Annotated in this window: 15 protein-coding genes; 6 read left to right on the plus strand and 9 right to left on the minus strand. The window is 63.7% G+C overall.

The features are described from left to right. Positions 1-163 precede the first annotated feature (163 nt). Positions 164-1,231: a CaiB/BaiF CoA transferase family protein gene (locus P3T20_RS13960; RefSeq protein ID WP_074266026.1), complete on the plus strand. Its 1,068-nt coding sequence runs from the start codon at positions 164-166 to the stop codon at positions 1,229-1,231. Positions 1,232-1,320: 89 nt separating this feature from the next. Here the strand turns inward: P3T20_RS13960 and P3T20_RS13965 are convergent, their stop codons facing one another. From P3T20_RS13965 to alr, 3 genes are all read right to left on the minus strand, one after another. Next, a complete protein-coding gene (locus tag P3T20_RS13965; RefSeq protein ID WP_074264262.1) occupies positions 1,321-1,584 on the minus strand; it encodes a DUF2866 domain-containing protein in 264 nt (87 codons plus the stop codon). Positions 1,585-1,725: 141 nt separating this feature from the next. Next, positions 1,726-3,102, minus strand: a complete 1,377-nt coding sequence (gene radA / locus P3T20_RS13970; RefSeq protein ID WP_429287121.1) for a DNA repair protein RadA — start codon at positions 3,100-3,102, stop codon at positions 1,726-1,728. An 8-nt stretch (positions 3,103-3,110) separates the two neighbouring features. After that, a complete protein-coding gene (gene alr, locus P3T20_RS13975; protein WP_074264261.1) occupies positions 3,111-4,181 on the minus strand; it encodes an alanine racemase in 1,071 nt (356 codons plus the stop codon). 218 nt (positions 4,182-4,399) lie between these two features. On the opposite strand from alr, the gene lplT reads away from it, so the two are divergent. Beyond that, entirely contained in the window at positions 4,400-5,707 is a 1,308-nt protein-coding gene (lplT, locus tag P3T20_RS13980; RefSeq protein ID WP_074264260.1) for a lysophospholipid transporter LplT, read from the plus strand. A gap of 15 nt (positions 5,708-5,722) precedes the next feature. Then, complete coding sequence (gene thiD / locus P3T20_RS13985) at positions 5,723-6,529, plus strand: bifunctional hydroxymethylpyrimidine kinase/phosphomethylpyrimidine kinase (protein WP_074264259.1); 807 nt, start codon at positions 5,723-5,725, stop codon at positions 6,527-6,529. 42 nt (positions 6,530-6,571) lie between these two features. Here the strand turns inward: thiD and P3T20_RS13990 are convergent, their stop codons facing one another. The 4 genes from P3T20_RS13990 to tsaB are packed head-to-tail and all read right to left on the minus strand — an operon-like array spanning position 6,572 to position 9,948. Continuing rightward, the gene (locus tag P3T20_RS13990; protein WP_429287171.1) at positions 6,572-7,576 is read right to left on the minus strand and encodes a DUF1853 family protein; all 1,005 of its coding nucleotides are present in this window, start codon (positions 7,574-7,576) and stop codon (positions 6,572-6,574) included. Then, positions 7,573-8,607 (minus strand): uracil-DNA glycosylase, encoded by a 1,035-nt coding sequence (locus P3T20_RS13995; RefSeq protein ID WP_074264257.1) that lies wholly within the window; start codon positions 8,605-8,607, stop codon positions 7,573-7,575. Before P3T20_RS13995 ends, P3T20_RS13990 begins: the two co-directional genes overlap by 4 nt. Beyond that, entirely contained in the window at positions 8,594-9,088 is a 495-nt protein-coding gene (gene rimI, locus P3T20_RS14000) for a ribosomal protein S18-alanine N-acetyltransferase (RefSeq protein ID WP_074264256.1), read from the minus strand. Before rimI ends, P3T20_RS13995 begins: the two co-directional genes overlap by 14 nt. Further along, the gene (gene tsaB / locus P3T20_RS14005) at positions 9,085-9,948 is read right to left on the minus strand and encodes a tRNA (adenosine(37)-N6)-threonylcarbamoyltransferase complex dimerization subunit type 1 TsaB (RefSeq protein WP_429287122.1); all 864 of its coding nucleotides are present in this window, start codon (positions 9,946-9,948) and stop codon (positions 9,085-9,087) included. The genes rimI and tsaB overlap by 4 nt, the downstream gene beginning before the upstream one ends. 196 nt (positions 9,949-10,144) lie before the next feature. Here tsaB and P3T20_RS14010 point away from each other — a divergent pair, with 196 nt between their 5' ends. Beyond that, positions 10,145-10,414, plus strand: a complete 270-nt coding sequence (locus P3T20_RS14010) for an acyl-CoA-binding protein (protein ID WP_074264255.1) — start codon at positions 10,145-10,147, stop codon at positions 10,412-10,414. 50 nt (positions 10,415-10,464) lie between these two features. Here P3T20_RS14010 and P3T20_RS14015 read toward each other — a convergent pair whose 3' ends face one another. Further along, positions 10,465-10,833 (minus strand): hypothetical protein, encoded by a 369-nt coding sequence (locus tag P3T20_RS14015; RefSeq protein WP_143787492.1) that lies wholly within the window; start codon positions 10,831-10,833, stop codon positions 10,465-10,467. Between P3T20_RS14015 and P3T20_RS14020 the strand changes: the two genes are divergently transcribed. Further along, entirely contained in the window at positions 10,832-12,457 is a 1,626-nt protein-coding gene (locus P3T20_RS14020) for a DEAD/DEAH box helicase (protein WP_429287123.1), read from the plus strand. The genes P3T20_RS14015 and P3T20_RS14020 overlap by 2 nt on opposite strands. 396 nt (positions 12,458-12,853) lie before the next feature. Beyond that, entirely contained in the window at positions 12,854-14,161 is a 1,308-nt protein-coding gene (gene aceA / locus P3T20_RS14025) for an isocitrate lyase (protein WP_074264253.1), read from the plus strand. Positions 14,162-14,478: 317 nt separating this feature from the next. Here aceA and P3T20_RS14030 read toward each other — a convergent pair whose 3' ends face one another. Then, positions 14,479-14,913 (minus strand): universal stress protein, encoded by a 435-nt coding sequence (locus tag P3T20_RS14030; protein WP_074264252.1) that lies wholly within the window; start codon positions 14,911-14,913, stop codon positions 14,479-14,481. Between the last annotated feature and the right edge of the window lie 97 nt (positions 14,914-15,010).

Raw genomic sequence — 15,010 nt, forward strand, 5'->3', positions numbered from 1 at the left:
ACGCTGCGCTGGGCGCGCCGGCTTCAGAACAAGCGCCCCGCCCTGTCGCTTCGCGCTAGTGCCCGGAGGCGCGCCCCCAAGGGGACTTACTGCGGGGCGGCAAACTTTGGGTGGTCTGGCGTTTTCCAGAGAGAGGAGGTTGGCATTGACGTCTCCCGCTGCATTGCATGGCCTGCGCGTCCTTGACCTGACGCGCCTGCTGCCCGGCCCGGTCGCGGCTCTGCGTCTCGCGGAAATGGGCGCGGATGTACTGAAGATCGAAGCCCCGGGCGCCGGGGACCCGACGCGCACGATGCTGCAGGCCTCGAGCGACCGGGTCGCCGGCCGTCCCGGCGCCTTCTATCGCATGGTCAACCGCGGCAAGCGCGAGACGCGCCTCGACCTCAAGTCCGAAGCGGGACGCACCGTACTGCGCGCGCTGGCCCGGGAAGCCGACGTGCTGATCGAGAGCTTCCGGCCGGGCGTGATGGACCGGCTGGACATCGGCTACGACAACCTGAGCGTGCTCAATCCGAAGCTCGTCTACTGCGCTATCACCGGCTACGGTTCGACGGGCCCCTTCGCCCGTCAGGCCGGCCACGATCTGAATTACGTCAGCTACGCAGGCGTCCTCGAGCAACTGGCGGCGCGCGACGGCGCGCCGATCCTGCCGAACTTCCAGATTGCCGATCTGCTGGGCGGCGCCGCAAGCGCGGTCGAGCAGATTCTCGCGGCGCTGTGGCAGGTGGCACGCGGCGGCAACGGCCGCTTCGTCGACGTATCGATGACACACGCCACCCACGCGAACAACTTCCTCGCCCGTGTCTCGCTCGCCAACGACGGCGACGCGCCGCCAGCCGGCGGTGGTCTGCTGAACGGTGGTGTGGCCTGCTACAACCTGTATCGGACGCAGGACGGCCGCTGGCTCGCGGTCGGAGCGCTCGAACTCAAGTTCTGGGAAACGCTGTGCCACGCGCTTGATCGTCCGGAATGGGCGTATCGGCATTGGAGCGTGGGGCAGGCCATCGGCGGACCCGATGCGCTCGCGCTGATACAGGACATGACCACCCTGATCGCTGGCCGTCCGCTGGAAGATTGGGTGCGCTTGCTGGAACCGCTCGATTGCTGTGTGTCGCCGGTGCTGAGACCAGCGGAGGCAGCCCAACATCCGCTGTTCAATCCCAAAGCGGAACCCGGCGCGGACGAAGAAGCCAGTGAAGCGGCCGATGACGGAGACGGGCGGCCAGGCTAAAGGCGAATCAGATCGCAGGCCTCAGGCGCAGGCACAGGTCCAGCCCAGGCAGCACCTAGCTCCAGCCTGCAGCCCCCGCCTCGCCGCATTTAACGCCGCGGCAAAGTCTGACGCGGCGCCCGTTCGTCGTCGTACAACATGTATTTCCGTCCCTCGACGTGACGGTCGATGGTGGCACGCACTTCATCCGCGGTGACGTTTTCAGCCACGACGCGGCGCGAAATCTGGCCCGTGGTGTCGATCCATTCGACGATCCGGCACGCGCCACCCCAAGGCTGGCGGATGGGCGCAGACACGCGGCAACCGCGGACTTGCATGGGACGCTCGGGCACTGTTTCGTGAGACTGTTTCAAGGCGCGATCCTTTTCCGCTCAAGAGGGATGGCAGACCTGACCAGCTTAGGGAATACGAGTGTTGCGTGGGTTACATCCAATACGCGGTTATTTACGGAGCATTACGCGGCGCCTGCTGCAAAAATGCTCCGCAAACGACGCCTACTCTAGCGTTCTGATACGGTCGATAGCCTGTTCGAGCCGGTCTACCGCAATAACCTGTAAGCCGTCGATCGGCTGTTTCGGCGCATTCGCCTTAGGAATCAACGCGATCGAGAAGCCCAGCTTGGCCGCTTCCTTGAGGCGGTCCTGGCCGCGCGGCGAGGGCCGGATCTCTCCGGCGAGCCCCGCTTCGCCGAACACGATCAAACCCTTGGGTAGTGGTTTGTTACGCATTGACGAGTGAATCGCCAGCAGCACCGCGAGGTCCGCCGCTGGCTCCGTGATCTTGACGCCGCCCACGGCGTTCAGAAAGACGTCCTGATCGAAGCAGGCGATCCCGGCGTGCCGATGCAGCACCGCCAGCAGCATCGCCAGACGGTTCTGCTCCAGCCCCACCGCGAGACGGCGTGGATTCGGCACATTGGCCGCATCCACCAGCGCCTGCACTTCGACGAGCAGCGGCCGCGAGCCTTCCTGCGTCACCAGCACGCACGAGCCAGGCACGACCTGCTCGTGCTGCGAGAGAAACAGCGCCGACGGATTTGCCACACCGCGCAGTCCGCGCTCGGTCATGGCGAACACACCGAGTTCGTTGACTGCGCCGAAGCGGTTCTTGAACGCGCGCACAAGGCGGAACGACGAATGCGTGTCGCCTTCAAAATACAGGACGGTGTCGACGATATGCTCGAGCACCCGCGGGCCCGCCAGATTGCCTTCCTTGGTCACGTGGCCGACCATGATGATCGCGGTGCCGGATTGTTTGGCAATCCGCGTCAATTGCGCCGCGCATTCGCGCACCTGCGCGACCGAGCCTGGTGCCGACGTAAGCGCCTCGGAGTAGACCGTCTGGATCGAATCGATCACGGCGACCTCGGGCCGTTCGCTTTCGATGGTCGCCTGGATTTTTTCGAGCTGGATCTCGGCGAGTAGTCTGAGTTCACTGGCCTTGGAGCCGGGATCGAGCAGCGAAAGCCGTTGCGCCCGCAACGCAATCTGCGCAGCCGATTCTTCGCCGCTGATATAAAGCGCGCGCCGCTCGTGGGCGATTTCCCCGAGCGACTGCAGCAACAAGGTCGATTTGCCGATTCCCGGATCGCCACCGATCAGCACCACCCCGCCCGGCACCAGGCCGCCGCCCAGCACGCGATCGAATTCGCTGACGCCGGTCGAAAAGCGCGGCACGTCCGACGCCTCGATATCCGCGAGGCGCTGCACTGGGGCACTTTTGGCGAGCGACTGGAAGCGGTGCGCGGACGGCGACTCGGCCACCGTCTCTACCAGCGTATTCCATGCATGACATGCCGGGCACTGACCCTGCCACTTGGGCGCCTGCCCGCCACATTCGGTGCAGGTGTACATCGTCTTCGGTTTAGCCACGCGCCCGCCTATTCCGCTCGCACCGGCACGCGCGGCGCCACCGCACACATCAGCTCGTAGCCAATGGTGCCGCACGCCTTGGCGACGTCGTCGATCGGCAGTGCGTTGCCCCACAACTCGACGCGCGAACCGACACCGGCCGTCGGGCACGGCGTCAGGTCGACGGTCAGCATATCCATCGACACCCGGCCGACGACCCGTGTCCGTATCCCATCGACGATCACCGGCGTGCCATCCGGCGCAACTCGCGGATAGCCGTCCGCATAACCGCACGCCACCACGCCGATGCGCATCGGGCTGCGCGCCTTGAAAATCGAGCCATAACCGACGGTCTGGCCCTCGGCGACGTTCTGCACCGCGATCAGCTCCGAGGCGAGCGTCATGGCGGGTTGCAGTCCCGTACCCTCGATCGCAGCGGTGAAGCCCGACGGTGAAGCACCGTACAGAATGATGCCCGGGCGCACCCAGTCGAAATGCGACGACGGGTGCCATAGCGTGGCCGCCGAGTTGGCGAGACTGCGTGCCCCCGCGATGCCCTGCGCGCCGCGCTCGAACGTGTCCATCTGATGGGCAACGCCGCGGTCGCTGTCAGCGTCCGAGAAATGCGTCATCAGCGTAATCTGACCCACTCCCTGACACGCACGCGCCCTCTCCCACGCCGCCCGGAACCGCTCCGGCGTATAGCCGAGGCGATTCATGCCGCTATTCATTTTCAGCTGGATATTGACGGGTTTAGACAGGCGCGCCATTTCCAGCATGCGCAACTGTTCGTCCGAATGCAGCGCCGTGCTGAGGCTGTAACGATCGATCACATCAATGTCGGTGGGGCGAAAAAAGCCTTCGAGCAAAAGAATTGGCCCGGCCCAGCCCAATTCACGCAACTTCACGGCTTCTTCGAGGTCGAGCAATCCAAAGCCGTCCGTTGCGCGTAAACCGGGAAAGGCTCTTGCGAGGCCATGTCCGTAAGCATTGGCTTTGACGACAGCCCAGATTTTCGAATTTGGGGCATAACGACGGACGACGGCGAGGTTATTGGCGAGCGCTGCGGTGTGAATCGTGGCTGAGAGGGGGCGCGGCATGGGATGTTTTCGTAAAGACGCTTGCGAATCAGGAGCTTACAGTGCGTTTTCAGCGCTCAGGAGCCCGCTGGGCGGTGCGATCAAGGATTCTGCTAGTCCGAATCCAGCTATTTTCGTGATATAAAGCCGTGCGCACAACCCATTTCGAACGGCATAAGCCCGGACGCCTTGCACACGGCCGGGGCGGACAGACCGCAGCGAGGACAGCATCGCATCAGATGAAAAAAGGTTTTTACACCATCATGGCCGCGCAGTTTTTTTCGTCGCTGGCCGACAATGCGCTTCTGATCGCTGCAATTGCACTGCTGAAAGATCTTCACGCCCCAAACTGGATGACGCCGCTGCTCAAGTTGTTCTTTGTGCTGTCGTACGTCGTCCTCGCTGCCTTCGTCGGCGCCTTCGCCGATTCGCGTCCGAAAGGGCGTGTCATGTTCGTCACCAATACCATCAAGGTGGTCGGCTGCTTCACGATGCTGATCGGCGCGCATCCATTGATTGCGTACGGTATCGTCGGCTTTGGGGCAGCGGCCTACTCGCCCGCCAAATACGGCATCCTCACCGAACTGCTGCCGCCTGACCGCCTCGTCGCCGCCAACGGCTGGATCGAAGGCACCACGGTCGGTTCGATCATTCTTGGCACCGTATTAGGCGGTGCGTTGATCAGCCCGCATATCGCCTCGCACATTCTCAAGCACCACATTCCGACCGTCGACACGCCAGCCGAAGCGGCCATGCTGGTGATCATGGCGATCTACGTGGTCGCCGCACTCTTCAATCTGCGCATTCCCGACACCGGTGCCCGCTATCCGAAACAGGAGCGAGGCCCAGTCAAGCTCGTCACCGATTTTGCGGACTGCTTCCTGATTCTCTGGCACGACAAGCTGGGACAGATCTCGCTCGCGGTCACCACGCTGTTCTGGGGTGCCGGCGCGACGCTGCAGTTCATCGTGCTGAAGTGGGCCGAAGTGTCGCTCGGCATGTCGTTGTCCGAAGGCGCGATCCTGCAGGCGGTCGTGGCCGTCGGCGTGGCAGCGGGCGCGATCTTCGCGGCCTCGCGCGTGCCGCTCAAGAAGTCCCTTTCGGTATTGCCGGTCGGCATCGCGATGGGCATCGCGGTGATGATGATGGCCTTCTATACGCGCAACCTGTTTCCCGCTCATTGGGGCTTTTACTTCGGCCATATGCACGTGTCGGGCTATCTGATCCTTGCGTATATTTTCCTGATGATCGTTGGCGGCCTGTCGGGATTTTTCGTGGTACCGATGAATGCGCTGTTGCAGCATCGCGGCCACGTGCTGCTTTCCGCGGGTCACTCTATCGCTGTGCAAAACTTCAACGAAAACCTCTCGGTGCTCGTAATGCTGTGCCTGTACGCGGTGCTGGTGTGGCTCGACGTGCCGGTGTCGGCGGTTATCGTGCTGTTCGGCACCTTCGTGTGCGTGATGATGTGGTTCGTGATGCGGCGCCACCAGGCGAACCAGCGCGCGTTCGACTCGGTCGCGCTGATCGGCGAAGTGAAACACTGACGCAGCAGCACTTTCATGACTCAACGGATTCCCAACGTCCTGACGATCGCCGGCTCCGACTCCGGCGGCGGCGCCGGCATTCAGGCCGACCTCAAAGCCTTTTCGGCGCTCGGTGCCTACGGCGCGAGCGTGATTACCGCGCTGACGGCGCAAAACACACGCGGCGTGACGGCGATTCATACGCCCGAGCCGGCATTCGTCACGGCGCAACTCGACGCGGTCTTCGACGATATCCGCATCGACGCGGTGAAGATCGGCATGCTAGCGAACGCCGAGGTGGCGCGGGCTGTCGCCGAGGCGCTACGGCGCCATCGGCCGAAGCACGTCGTGCTCGATACCGTGATGATCTCCAAGAGCAATCACGCGCTGCTGTTACCCGACGCGGTTGCCGTGGTGCGCGACGAGTTGCTGCCGCTCGCCGACCTGCTGACGCCGAATCTGCCGGAAGCGGCTGCCTTACTGGGCCTTACCGCTGCCATCGACGAAGCAGGCATGATCGAACAAGGTGAAGCGTTGCGGGCGCTCGGCGCCCGCGCAGTGCTGATGAAAGGCGGCCATCTCGCGGCTTCCGACAGCCCGGACTGGCTCGTGCAGGAGTCGGGCACGCTGCGACTCGGCGCGCGGCGCGTGCCGGTGACGAACACGCATGGGACCGGCTGCACGCTGTCATCGGCGATTGCGGCGCTGATCCCGCAGCGCGACGACCTCGCGGCTGCTGTAGCGGATGCGAAGGCGTATCTGACCGGCGCGCTTGAGGCCAGCGATCAACTCGACGTCGGCCGTGGCGTCGGGCCCGTGCATCATTTTTATCGCTGGTGGTGAGTTGAGCCGGCCGGTGTCGCTGCGAGCGGCACCCGCTGAGGTTCACTGCCGCGCGAATGCCTGCGCTTTCTGCGGCCAGTCGTCCGGCACGATAAAACCACGGGAGCGCTCGACCCAACGGCCCGCGTCGTCGATCCAGAAGGCCGCGACCATGGTCGGGCCGTTTTGATGCGCCACGCGCTCGTTCAGGGCAAGTGCATCGACAAATGCAATGCCTTCCGCTTCCGCCGCCCCCGGCTCATGCCTGCGCGGCGCGAGCCACTCTAGCCGCGGCAAAACCCGCCACGCCTGCGCATGGCCGGCCGCGAAAGCCGGCCAGTCCGTGCGCGTCGTCCACCAGCCGCGTGCATGGGCCGGATCGATTTCCGCGGGATCGCCGGCCGGCTCGTCCCGTTCGTGCCGTTGCCATTGCCCTAGCGGGTAGAACAGCCAGCCCTTGATAAACATCTGCGGTTCCCACGGACCCACGTGCCCCAGTGAGGCGAACTCGACGCGCGCGCTGAGCGGCAACTGATGATCGAGCAGGTGGCTCAGTTTCAGATCGAAGCGGTCCTGCAGATTCGGGCCGACATAGTCCGCCAGTTGCGCGCGCGAGTCTCCTGCGTGCAGATAGCACTTGACGGCCAGTTCCCAGTGCAGACGCCGACCCGCTTGCGTCTGCACCAGAAAGTCACATTCACCCAAGGTCAGACCCGCGCGCCGCAGAGGTACGTTCGCCGCGATGAGACGCGCGGTGGGGCCATGCTGCAGGAACCATGCGAGCAGACACTCCGCGTAACGGCCAAGACGGGTGAGGCGGGCCGCTGCGATGTCGCGTTGCAACCCGGTCGGATCGGCATCGAGAGCGTGCAACCAGGCGATTGTGGCAGCGAGCTCGTCGGAGGTTTCGAAGGCGCGGGCGAGCATCCCCACTGGTGGTTGCTCGCGCAACAGATCCGCGCTGAACAGTAGCCAGGCGAGATCGCGCACAACCGGCTGGCACAGCGCATCCCATTGCGCCGCAGGCGCAGCGGCCGGAAGCGCTGCCGGCCGGATCCCGTTCATCAGTCGGCCGTTGTTCTGGCAGTCGTTTCGGCCGCCTTGAGCCACGTGTCGCGGGCGAGACACAGATCGGCCCACGCCTTCGACTTGTCGGCCAGGCTGCGCAGCAGATAGGCCGGGTGATAGCTCACGATGACCGGCACGCCCTCATAGGTATGCACGCGGCCGCGCAGCGACGAAATACTCGCGTCGGTCTTCAGAAGACTCTGTGCTGCGAAACGGCCGAGCGCAACGATCAGCTTCGGCTTGACGAGCGCGACCTGACGCTGCAGATACGGCTCGCAACGCATAACCTCGTCCGGCTCGGGATTGCGGTTGCCGGGCGGCCGGCATTTGATCACGTTGGCGATGTAGACGTTAGTGTCACGCGCGAGCGTCAGCGAACGCAGCATGTTGTCGAGCAGCTTGCCGGCCTGGCCGACGAACGGCTCGCCCTGACGATCCTCGTTTTCGCCTGGCGCTTCGCCGATCAGCATCCAGTCGGCGTTGCGATCGCCGACGCCAAATACCGTGTTGGTGCGCTTCTCGCACAAGCGGCATTGCTGGCAGCCAGCCACGCGTTCGGCGAGCGCATCCCAGTCGAGGGAGTCGACCGACGATGGTTTCGCGCGCGCCTCGGCGGGTACCAGGGGCGCCCCGGACGGCGGCTGGCTCGGCAGGTCGTCGAACCAGGCGAAATCGTCGTCAGGCGGGGCGGACGATGAGGCAGCGTCGGAGCGGGCGGTATGTACAGTCTGTTCGGGACGCGCAGCGGGTGCACGCGGTGTCGCGGCGGGCGTGCCGCGTTCGGGCGCTCGCGGCGGCAGGTCGTCCTGGCGCACCGAAGAACGCTGATCAACTTCGACACGTTCGGCAGGCACGGTCTCCTGTCTGAGGCTTTGCGGCACATTACCGACGTCTGCAGCAGGCGCTGCAACTGCAGTTTCAGGTGCCGCGGCCGCCGACGCAGCCTCGCCGTCACTCGCCTGCCCCATTCCGCGACGCACCCACATCGGTGCGAGGCCGAACTCTTCCAAAGCGGATTCATGCAGCGCCATCTGCGCCCTCCCTGACAAAAGAAAAACGCATCACGATGGCATCCTCCCGGCTGCGATGCCGCGCCGGATAATAGTTCTTGCGACGGCCGATCGAAGCGAAGCCGAAGCGTTCATAGAGCCGGATAGCCCGGTGGTTCGAAGGCCGCACTTCGAGCAGCAGCCCGTCAAGTTTTTCGTTGCGCGTGATACGCACCGCTTCGCGCAGCAGCGACAGGCCCGCGCCCACACCTTGCGCGGCGGGCGCCACGCACAGATTCAGCAGATGCATCTCGTCGACCACCGGCATCAGCACGCAGTAGCCGATCAGGCTACCCGTGACATGACGCAGGCACACGCCGAAATAGCCGTTGCGCAGCGAATCTTCAAAATTGCCGCGGCTCCATGGAAATTCGTACGCCGCCTTTTCGATGATAGCGACCTCGTCGAGATCGCCTTCGGTCATTGGCGACATGTAGCGGTCCGCCAGCAACACGCCGCTCATCGTCCGCCCTCGCCTTGCGATGCCGGGTGTGGAGATGCCTGGTTGGCTGACTGATCCGCTGCCTGAGGCGCCGTATGTTTCGCAGCCTGTTCCGCCGCCTGTTCCGCCTTGGCCGCTTTCTCAGCCTTATCCGCCATCCGTTCTGCCGTAGTCTGCGCAACCTTGTTTCGCACATACTCGGGCGCGGCAAGCTCTGCCGGAACCGTACGGCCGGCGCGCAGCGCGCGCAGCGCCGCGAACGCGAGCGGCAACGCATGCGGGAGCGCGTCACCGTCGATCACCTGCGCCACCGTTGTGGCCACAAGGCGCGCGCCGAATGCTGCGGCAGCGTTACCCACAAGCGTAAACGGCGCATCGGGCAAGCTCAGGCGGTCCGGCGCATCAAGTGACGCCGGCTGGACGGTGCGCCATTCGCCTTGTGCGTCATCCCATGCGTAATCGGCCCAATACACCTCGTCCATGCGGGCGTCGAGCGCCGCCAGCACCCGCTTGACGGACGGATCGCGCAAACGCGCGCTCTCGGCGCAGGCGAGCAGCGTACCGATTGGCACCACCGGGCAATCCAGGCCGAAAGCGAGCCCCTGAGCAACACCGGTCGCGGTCCGCAGGCCCGTGAACGATCCAGGCCCCGCCCCGAAGGCAATCGCGTCGCAATCAGCGAGCTTGAGGCCGGCTTCGTCGAACAGTTCGCGGATTGCGGGCAACAGGCGCGTGCTGGACACCGCACCGGTCGCCTCATGACGCACCCACGTGCGCGGTTCGGAGGCGGAGGCGCCCGCCGCGTCGACGGCGGCGGACAGAAGCGCGACCGAGCAGAATTCGGTCGACGTATCGAGGGCAAGCAGCACAGTTCGGGTCATGACCGCTATTGTAATGCGACGCCCCCAGTTGCCGGACAGGCAGCGTGCACGCAGCAGCGCAGAACGGCGCATAGGCTGCGCGAAGCGCCCCGCTCGCCACGCCGTTTGGAGTAATCGTTCGAGCTTCGTTCGATGCACCGGGCGAGGTCGCTTGTTATGATCGTCGGCCCATCTTGAATTTGCCACGGAGAAACACATGAGCGACGTCGACGCGCAATTCGCGAAAGCCCACGAAGAAGTGCAACAACTGCCGGAACGTCCGGGCAACCTGACGCTGCTGCGCCTGTACGCGCTCTACAAGCAGGCCACCAAGGGCGATGTGCAGGGCGACAAGCCGGGCTTCACCGATATCGTCGGCAAATACAAGTACGACGCATGGGCCGCGCTGAAAGGCACGGCACAGGACACCGCCAAGCAGCAGTACGTCGAACTGGTCGAATCGCTGAAAAGCGGCGCCTCGGCCTGAGAGCGGCCGCCAGTTTAGGTAGAACCGCCGCTTTCCTTCACGGAAATGTCTTAAACATGTGGCGCAGTGCAGCAAAAGCCGTTACAATCCTGCCTGCGCTTCACTGCTTTGCCCGGCTTTCTCCAGCGGCCTTTGCGGCGCAGCGCCTCGTAGCGTTTTGCTCCAATCCAGTTTAGAACCTGTCCCCTCCTGCCTAGCCCCCTACGGGCGATCATGTACCAGGCTGGCGGCACGCCGTGTTGGCATGTCGCAACCGATACAGCTTCTAACGAAAAGCTCGCCTTCATTGTCGCGAGCTGCCCCCGTTTTTCGATTTGCTCGCTGCTTCTTTGCTCGCTGAATCCGACGACTTGGGTATGCCGATTGGCGCCGACGTATTTATTCCGTGCATCACCCAGGATCGTTTCAAGGATTCTCATGACTTCGAGCAATACCCCCAGCAGCCCGTTGAACGCCATCGCCGACCAAGCCCTCGGTCTCGCCGCCAGTGACGCAGCATCCGCACAAGCCGCAGCCGTTGCTGCAGCGCCGGAAGCCGTCGCAGCCGAAACCGCAGCACCGGCCGGCCCGTCGTTCGCGTCGCTCGGTCTGTCCCCGGACGTCGTCTCCGCACTGACCGCCGCTGGCTACCAAACCCCGACCCCGGTTCAGCAACGCGCGATCCCCGCTGGCATCGCCGGCCGCGATCTGATGGTCTCGAGCCCGACCGGCTCGGGCAAGACCGCCGCGTTCATGCTGCCTGCCATCGAGCGTTTCTCGCAACTGCAAAAGGCGCAAGCCAGCCAGCCGCGTGAACCGCGTCCCGCTGACGGCGCCCGCACGCGCCGCCCGCAGCCGGTTGCCCGTCCGACCATGCTGGTTCTGACGCCGACCCGCGAACTCGCAATGCAGGTCACCACCGCCGCTGCCACGTATGGCAAGCACCTGAAGCGCCTGCGCACCGTCAGCATTCTCGGTGGCGTCGCTTATGGCCAGCAGCTGATGCTGCTTGCGAAGAACCCGGAAATTCTGGTTGCTACGCCGGGCCGTCTGATCGACCACCTGGAACGCGGCCGTATCGATCTGTCGCAACTGCAGATCCTCGTGCTCGACGAAGCTGACCGCATGCTCGACATGGGCTTCATCGAAGACATCGAAACGATCGTTGCCGCTACGCCGGCTTCACGCCAGACCATGCTGTTCTCGGCCACGCTCGACGGCAAGATCACTTCGCTGACCGGCCGTCTGCTGAAGGACCCGGAGCGTATCGAGATCGTCCAGCGTATGGAGCAGCGTACCAACATCGCGCAAACCGTTCACTACGTCGACGACCGCGATCACAAGGACCGTCTGCTCGACCATCTGCTGCGCGACTCCGGCCTCGACCAGGCTATCGTTTTCACGGCAACCAAGATGGACGCCGATCAACTGGCTGGCCGTCTTGCCGACGCCGGCTTCGAATCGGCTGCACTGCACGGCGATCTGCCGCAAGGCGCACGTAACCGCACGATCAAAGCCCTGCGCGAGCGTCGTGTGCGCGTGCTGGTCGCAACTGACGTCGCAGCTCGCGGTATCGACATCCCCGGCATCACGCACGTGTTCAACTACGACCTGCCGAAGTTTGCTGAAGACTACGTGCACCGTATCGGCCGTACCGGCCGTGCTGGCCGCTCGGGTATCGCCGTGAGCCTCGTGCATCACGCGGAACAAGGCGCGTTGAAGCGCATCGAGCGTTTCGTGCGTACGCCGCTGGCGGTCAACGTCGTCGAAGGCTTCGAGCCGCGCAAGTCGGCTCCGTCGGGCAATGGCCGTCCTGGCTTTGGCGGCCGTGGTCGTCCGGGCGGTGGCAACGGCGGTGGCCGTCGCTTCGGCAGCGGCAGCGGTGCGGGCAAGCCGACCGGTAATGGCGGCGGCGCCCGCACCGGCAACGGTGGCGGCAATGGCGGCGGCTGGGCCGGCAAGTCGGCCGGCGGCGGTTCGCGCGAAGGCTTCGGCGGTTCGCGTGACGGTGGCTACGGCGCACGCCGCAGCGACGGTCCGCGTACGGCGCGCCGTGGTAGCTGAATAAGTAGTTAAATGGGCGATGGACGGCCATGCGCCGCCCTCAACCCAGACGAAACCGGTGCTCGTGCACCGGTTTTTTTTCGTCCGGATTTTGGTCGTACGCAAAATTTCACGATGTGGAAAATTTTTTTGCCTCGTAAAAAATCGTGCTGCGTGGCACAACGAGACTATTGCAGCAGGGAAAATCACGTTTCTCAATGCGAAACAAATTTAATAAGTAATTGATTTTAAACAATTAAAAATCTCACAGAACATGTGACGTGTATCTATTGTGCGCACTTCGATTTGCCTAGACTCTTATACAAGACTTCCCGAAACGAAACGCCTTCGCGGCACGGCGCTTCGAGAAGAAAGAGTTCACCGATCCACTATCCAGGCAATCCAAGGAGCAAAACCATGACGTCACGCCAACAGCAAGCACAGCAACTCCAGCAGCAATGGGAAACCGATCCGCGCTGGAAGGGCATCAAACGCACCTATAGCGCAGATGACGTGGTGCGCCTGCGTGGCTCGGTGCCGGTTGAGCACACGCTCGCCAGACGTGGCGCGGAAAAACTGTGGGAAAGCGTCAACAACGAGCCGTTCGTGAACTCGCTCGGCGCCCTGACCGGCAACCAGGCCATGCAGCAGGTGAAGGCCGGCCTCAAGGCGATCTATCTGTCGGGCTGGCAGGTGGCGGGCGATGCCAACGTCGCCGGCGAAATGTACCCGGACCAGTCGCTGTATCCGGCCAACTCGGTGCCGCTCGTGGTCAAGCGCATCAACAACACGCTGACGCGCGCCGACCAGATCCAGTGGTCCGAAGGCAAGAACCCCGGCGACGAAGGCTATGTCGACTTCTTCGCGCCGATCGTGGCCGACGCTGAAGCCGGTTTCGGCGGCGTGCTGAACGCGTTCGAACTGATGAAGGCCATGATCGAAGCGGGCGCTGCTGGCGTGCACTTCGAAGACCAGCTCGCCTCGGTGAAGAAGTGCGGCCACATGGGCGGCAAGGTGCTCGTGCCGACCCGCGAAAACATCGCCAAGCTGACCGCGGCGCGTCTGGCCGCGGACGTCTCCGGCACGCCGACCGTCCTGCTCGCCCGCACCGACGCGGAAGCCGCCGACCTGGTCACCTCGGACATCGACGACAACGACAAGCCGTTCCTGACCGGCGAGCGCACCGTCGAAGGCTTCTACCGCACGCGCCCGGGCATCGAACAGGCCATCTCGCGCGGCCTCGCATACGCGCCGTACGCCGACATGATCTGGTGCGAAACCGGCAAGCCTGACCTCGCATTCGCGAAGAAATTCGCCGAGGCGATCCACAAGGAATTCCCGGGCAAGATGCTCGCGTACAACTGCTCGCCGTCGTTCAACTGGAAGAAGAACCTCGATGACGCGACGATCGCGAGGTTCCAGAAGGAACTCGGTGCGATGGGCTACAAGTTCCAGTTCATCACGCTGGCTGGCTTCCACGCGCTCAACTACTCGATGTTCAATCTCGCGCACGGTTATGCCCGCAACCAGATGACCGCGTTCGTCGAAATGCAGCAGGCGGAATTCGCAGCGGCCGAAAAGGGCTTCACCGCGGTCAAGCACCAGCGCGAAGTGGGCACGGGCTACTTCGACGCCGTGACGCAAACGGTCGAACGCGAGGCCTCGACGACTGCGCTGCATGGCTCGACGGAAGACGAACAGTTTTTCGACAAGAAGGTGGCGTAAGGCGTTGGTCGGCACAAACCATGGTTCAAACCAGGTCTGTGCCGGCTAACAACTTGAAACGGGGGCTTGAAAGTAAAAGCCCAGGCGAATCGACAGGCAGGCAGACAGACCGAAAAGTGGTCCCGCCAGAGGACCGCAATCAGGGAGGAGACAGTCAAGCCGGAGAAGGCCTGCAAGCGAGACCCACAAGGTCTCCAGACGGGCCCGGGCGGACCGCGGAATCTGAGAGAAAAGTAGATGGCACAGCTAACTATGATATGCCGCAGGCAGCGCGCCGGCTTCATCCCGCCGGCGCGTTTTTTCCAGGCCGCGTTCATTTACCGATACACGATCACCGGAATCTTCGTGTGCGTGAGCACCCGCTGCGTCTCGCTGCCGATCAACAGGCTGCCGAGTCCGCGGCGTCCATGCGAAGCCATGAAGATCACGTCGCAACCACCCTTTTCGGCCGCCTCGATGATGCCGAGATACGGCGCCGGATGCACGCTGGTGAGGCTTCTGACGATCACCCCAACGTTGCGCCCAGCCCACTCGACTTCCCGCAAATGCACGCGCGCTTCGCGCTCGCTGCGCTCCAGGAAATCGCCGGGCGGCTCGATCACCACTTCGGAGAACGGCGAGTAGGGATATTGCGGCAAGCAGGCATACGCGGTGACATCCGCGCCGATCGCCTGAGCAAGATCGATTGCGCCTTCGATCGCTTTTCGTGACAAGTCTGAACCATCCGTCGGAACCAGGATGTGTCTGAACATGGTGCCTCCGTCGTCGACTGCGGCTGGACCTGCAAAGCGGCGGCAATGTATTGCATCGCATCGGCCACCGCAAAACAGGTCTTCAGGACAGCGAAAG

Source organism: Paraburkholderia sp. GAS206C (assembly GCF_050435645.1).
Classification (GTDB): domain Bacteria; phylum Pseudomonadota; class Gammaproteobacteria; order Burkholderiales; family Burkholderiaceae; genus Paraburkholderia; species Paraburkholderia phenazinium_B.

Excerpts from the sequence above, each read along its gene's own strand:
- alr (WP_074264261.1), bottom strand. The coding sequence starts at position 4,181 with ATGCCGCGCCCCCTCTCAGCCACGATTCACACCGCAGCGCTCGCCAAT.
- aceA (WP_074264253.1), top strand. The coding sequence starts at position 12,854 with ATGACGTCACGCCAACAGCAAGCACAGCAACTCCAGCAGCAATGGGAA.
- lplT (WP_074264260.1), top strand. The coding sequence starts at position 4,400 with ATGAAAAAAGGTTTTTACACCATCATGGCCGCGCAGTTTTTTTCGTCG.
- rimI (WP_074264256.1), bottom strand. The coding sequence starts at position 9,088 with ATGAGCGGCGTGTTGCTGGCGGACCGCTACATGTCGCCAATGACCGAA.
- P3T20_RS13995 (WP_074264257.1), bottom strand. The coding sequence starts at position 8,607 with ATGGCGCTGCATGAATCCGCTTTGGAAGAGTTCGGCCTCGCACCGATG.
- P3T20_RS14010 (WP_074264255.1), top strand. The coding sequence starts at position 10,145 with ATGAGCGACGTCGACGCGCAATTCGCGAAAGCCCACGAAGAAGTGCAA.
- P3T20_RS14020 (WP_429287123.1), top strand. The coding sequence starts at position 10,832 with ATGACTTCGAGCAATACCCCCAGCAGCCCGTTGAACGCCATCGCCGAC.
- P3T20_RS14030 (WP_074264252.1), bottom strand. The coding sequence starts at position 14,913 with ATGTTCAGACACATCCTGGTTCCGACGGATGGTTCAGACTTGTCACGA.
- thiD (WP_074264259.1), top strand. The coding sequence starts at position 5,723 with ATGACTCAACGGATTCCCAACGTCCTGACGATCGCCGGCTCCGACTCC.
- P3T20_RS14015 (WP_143787492.1), bottom strand. The coding sequence starts at position 10,833 with ATGAGAATCCTTGAAACGATCCTGGGTGATGCACGGAATAAATACGTC.
- tsaB (WP_429287122.1), bottom strand. The coding sequence starts at position 9,948 with ATGACCCGAACTGTGCTGCTTGCCCTCGATACGTCGACCGAATTCTGC.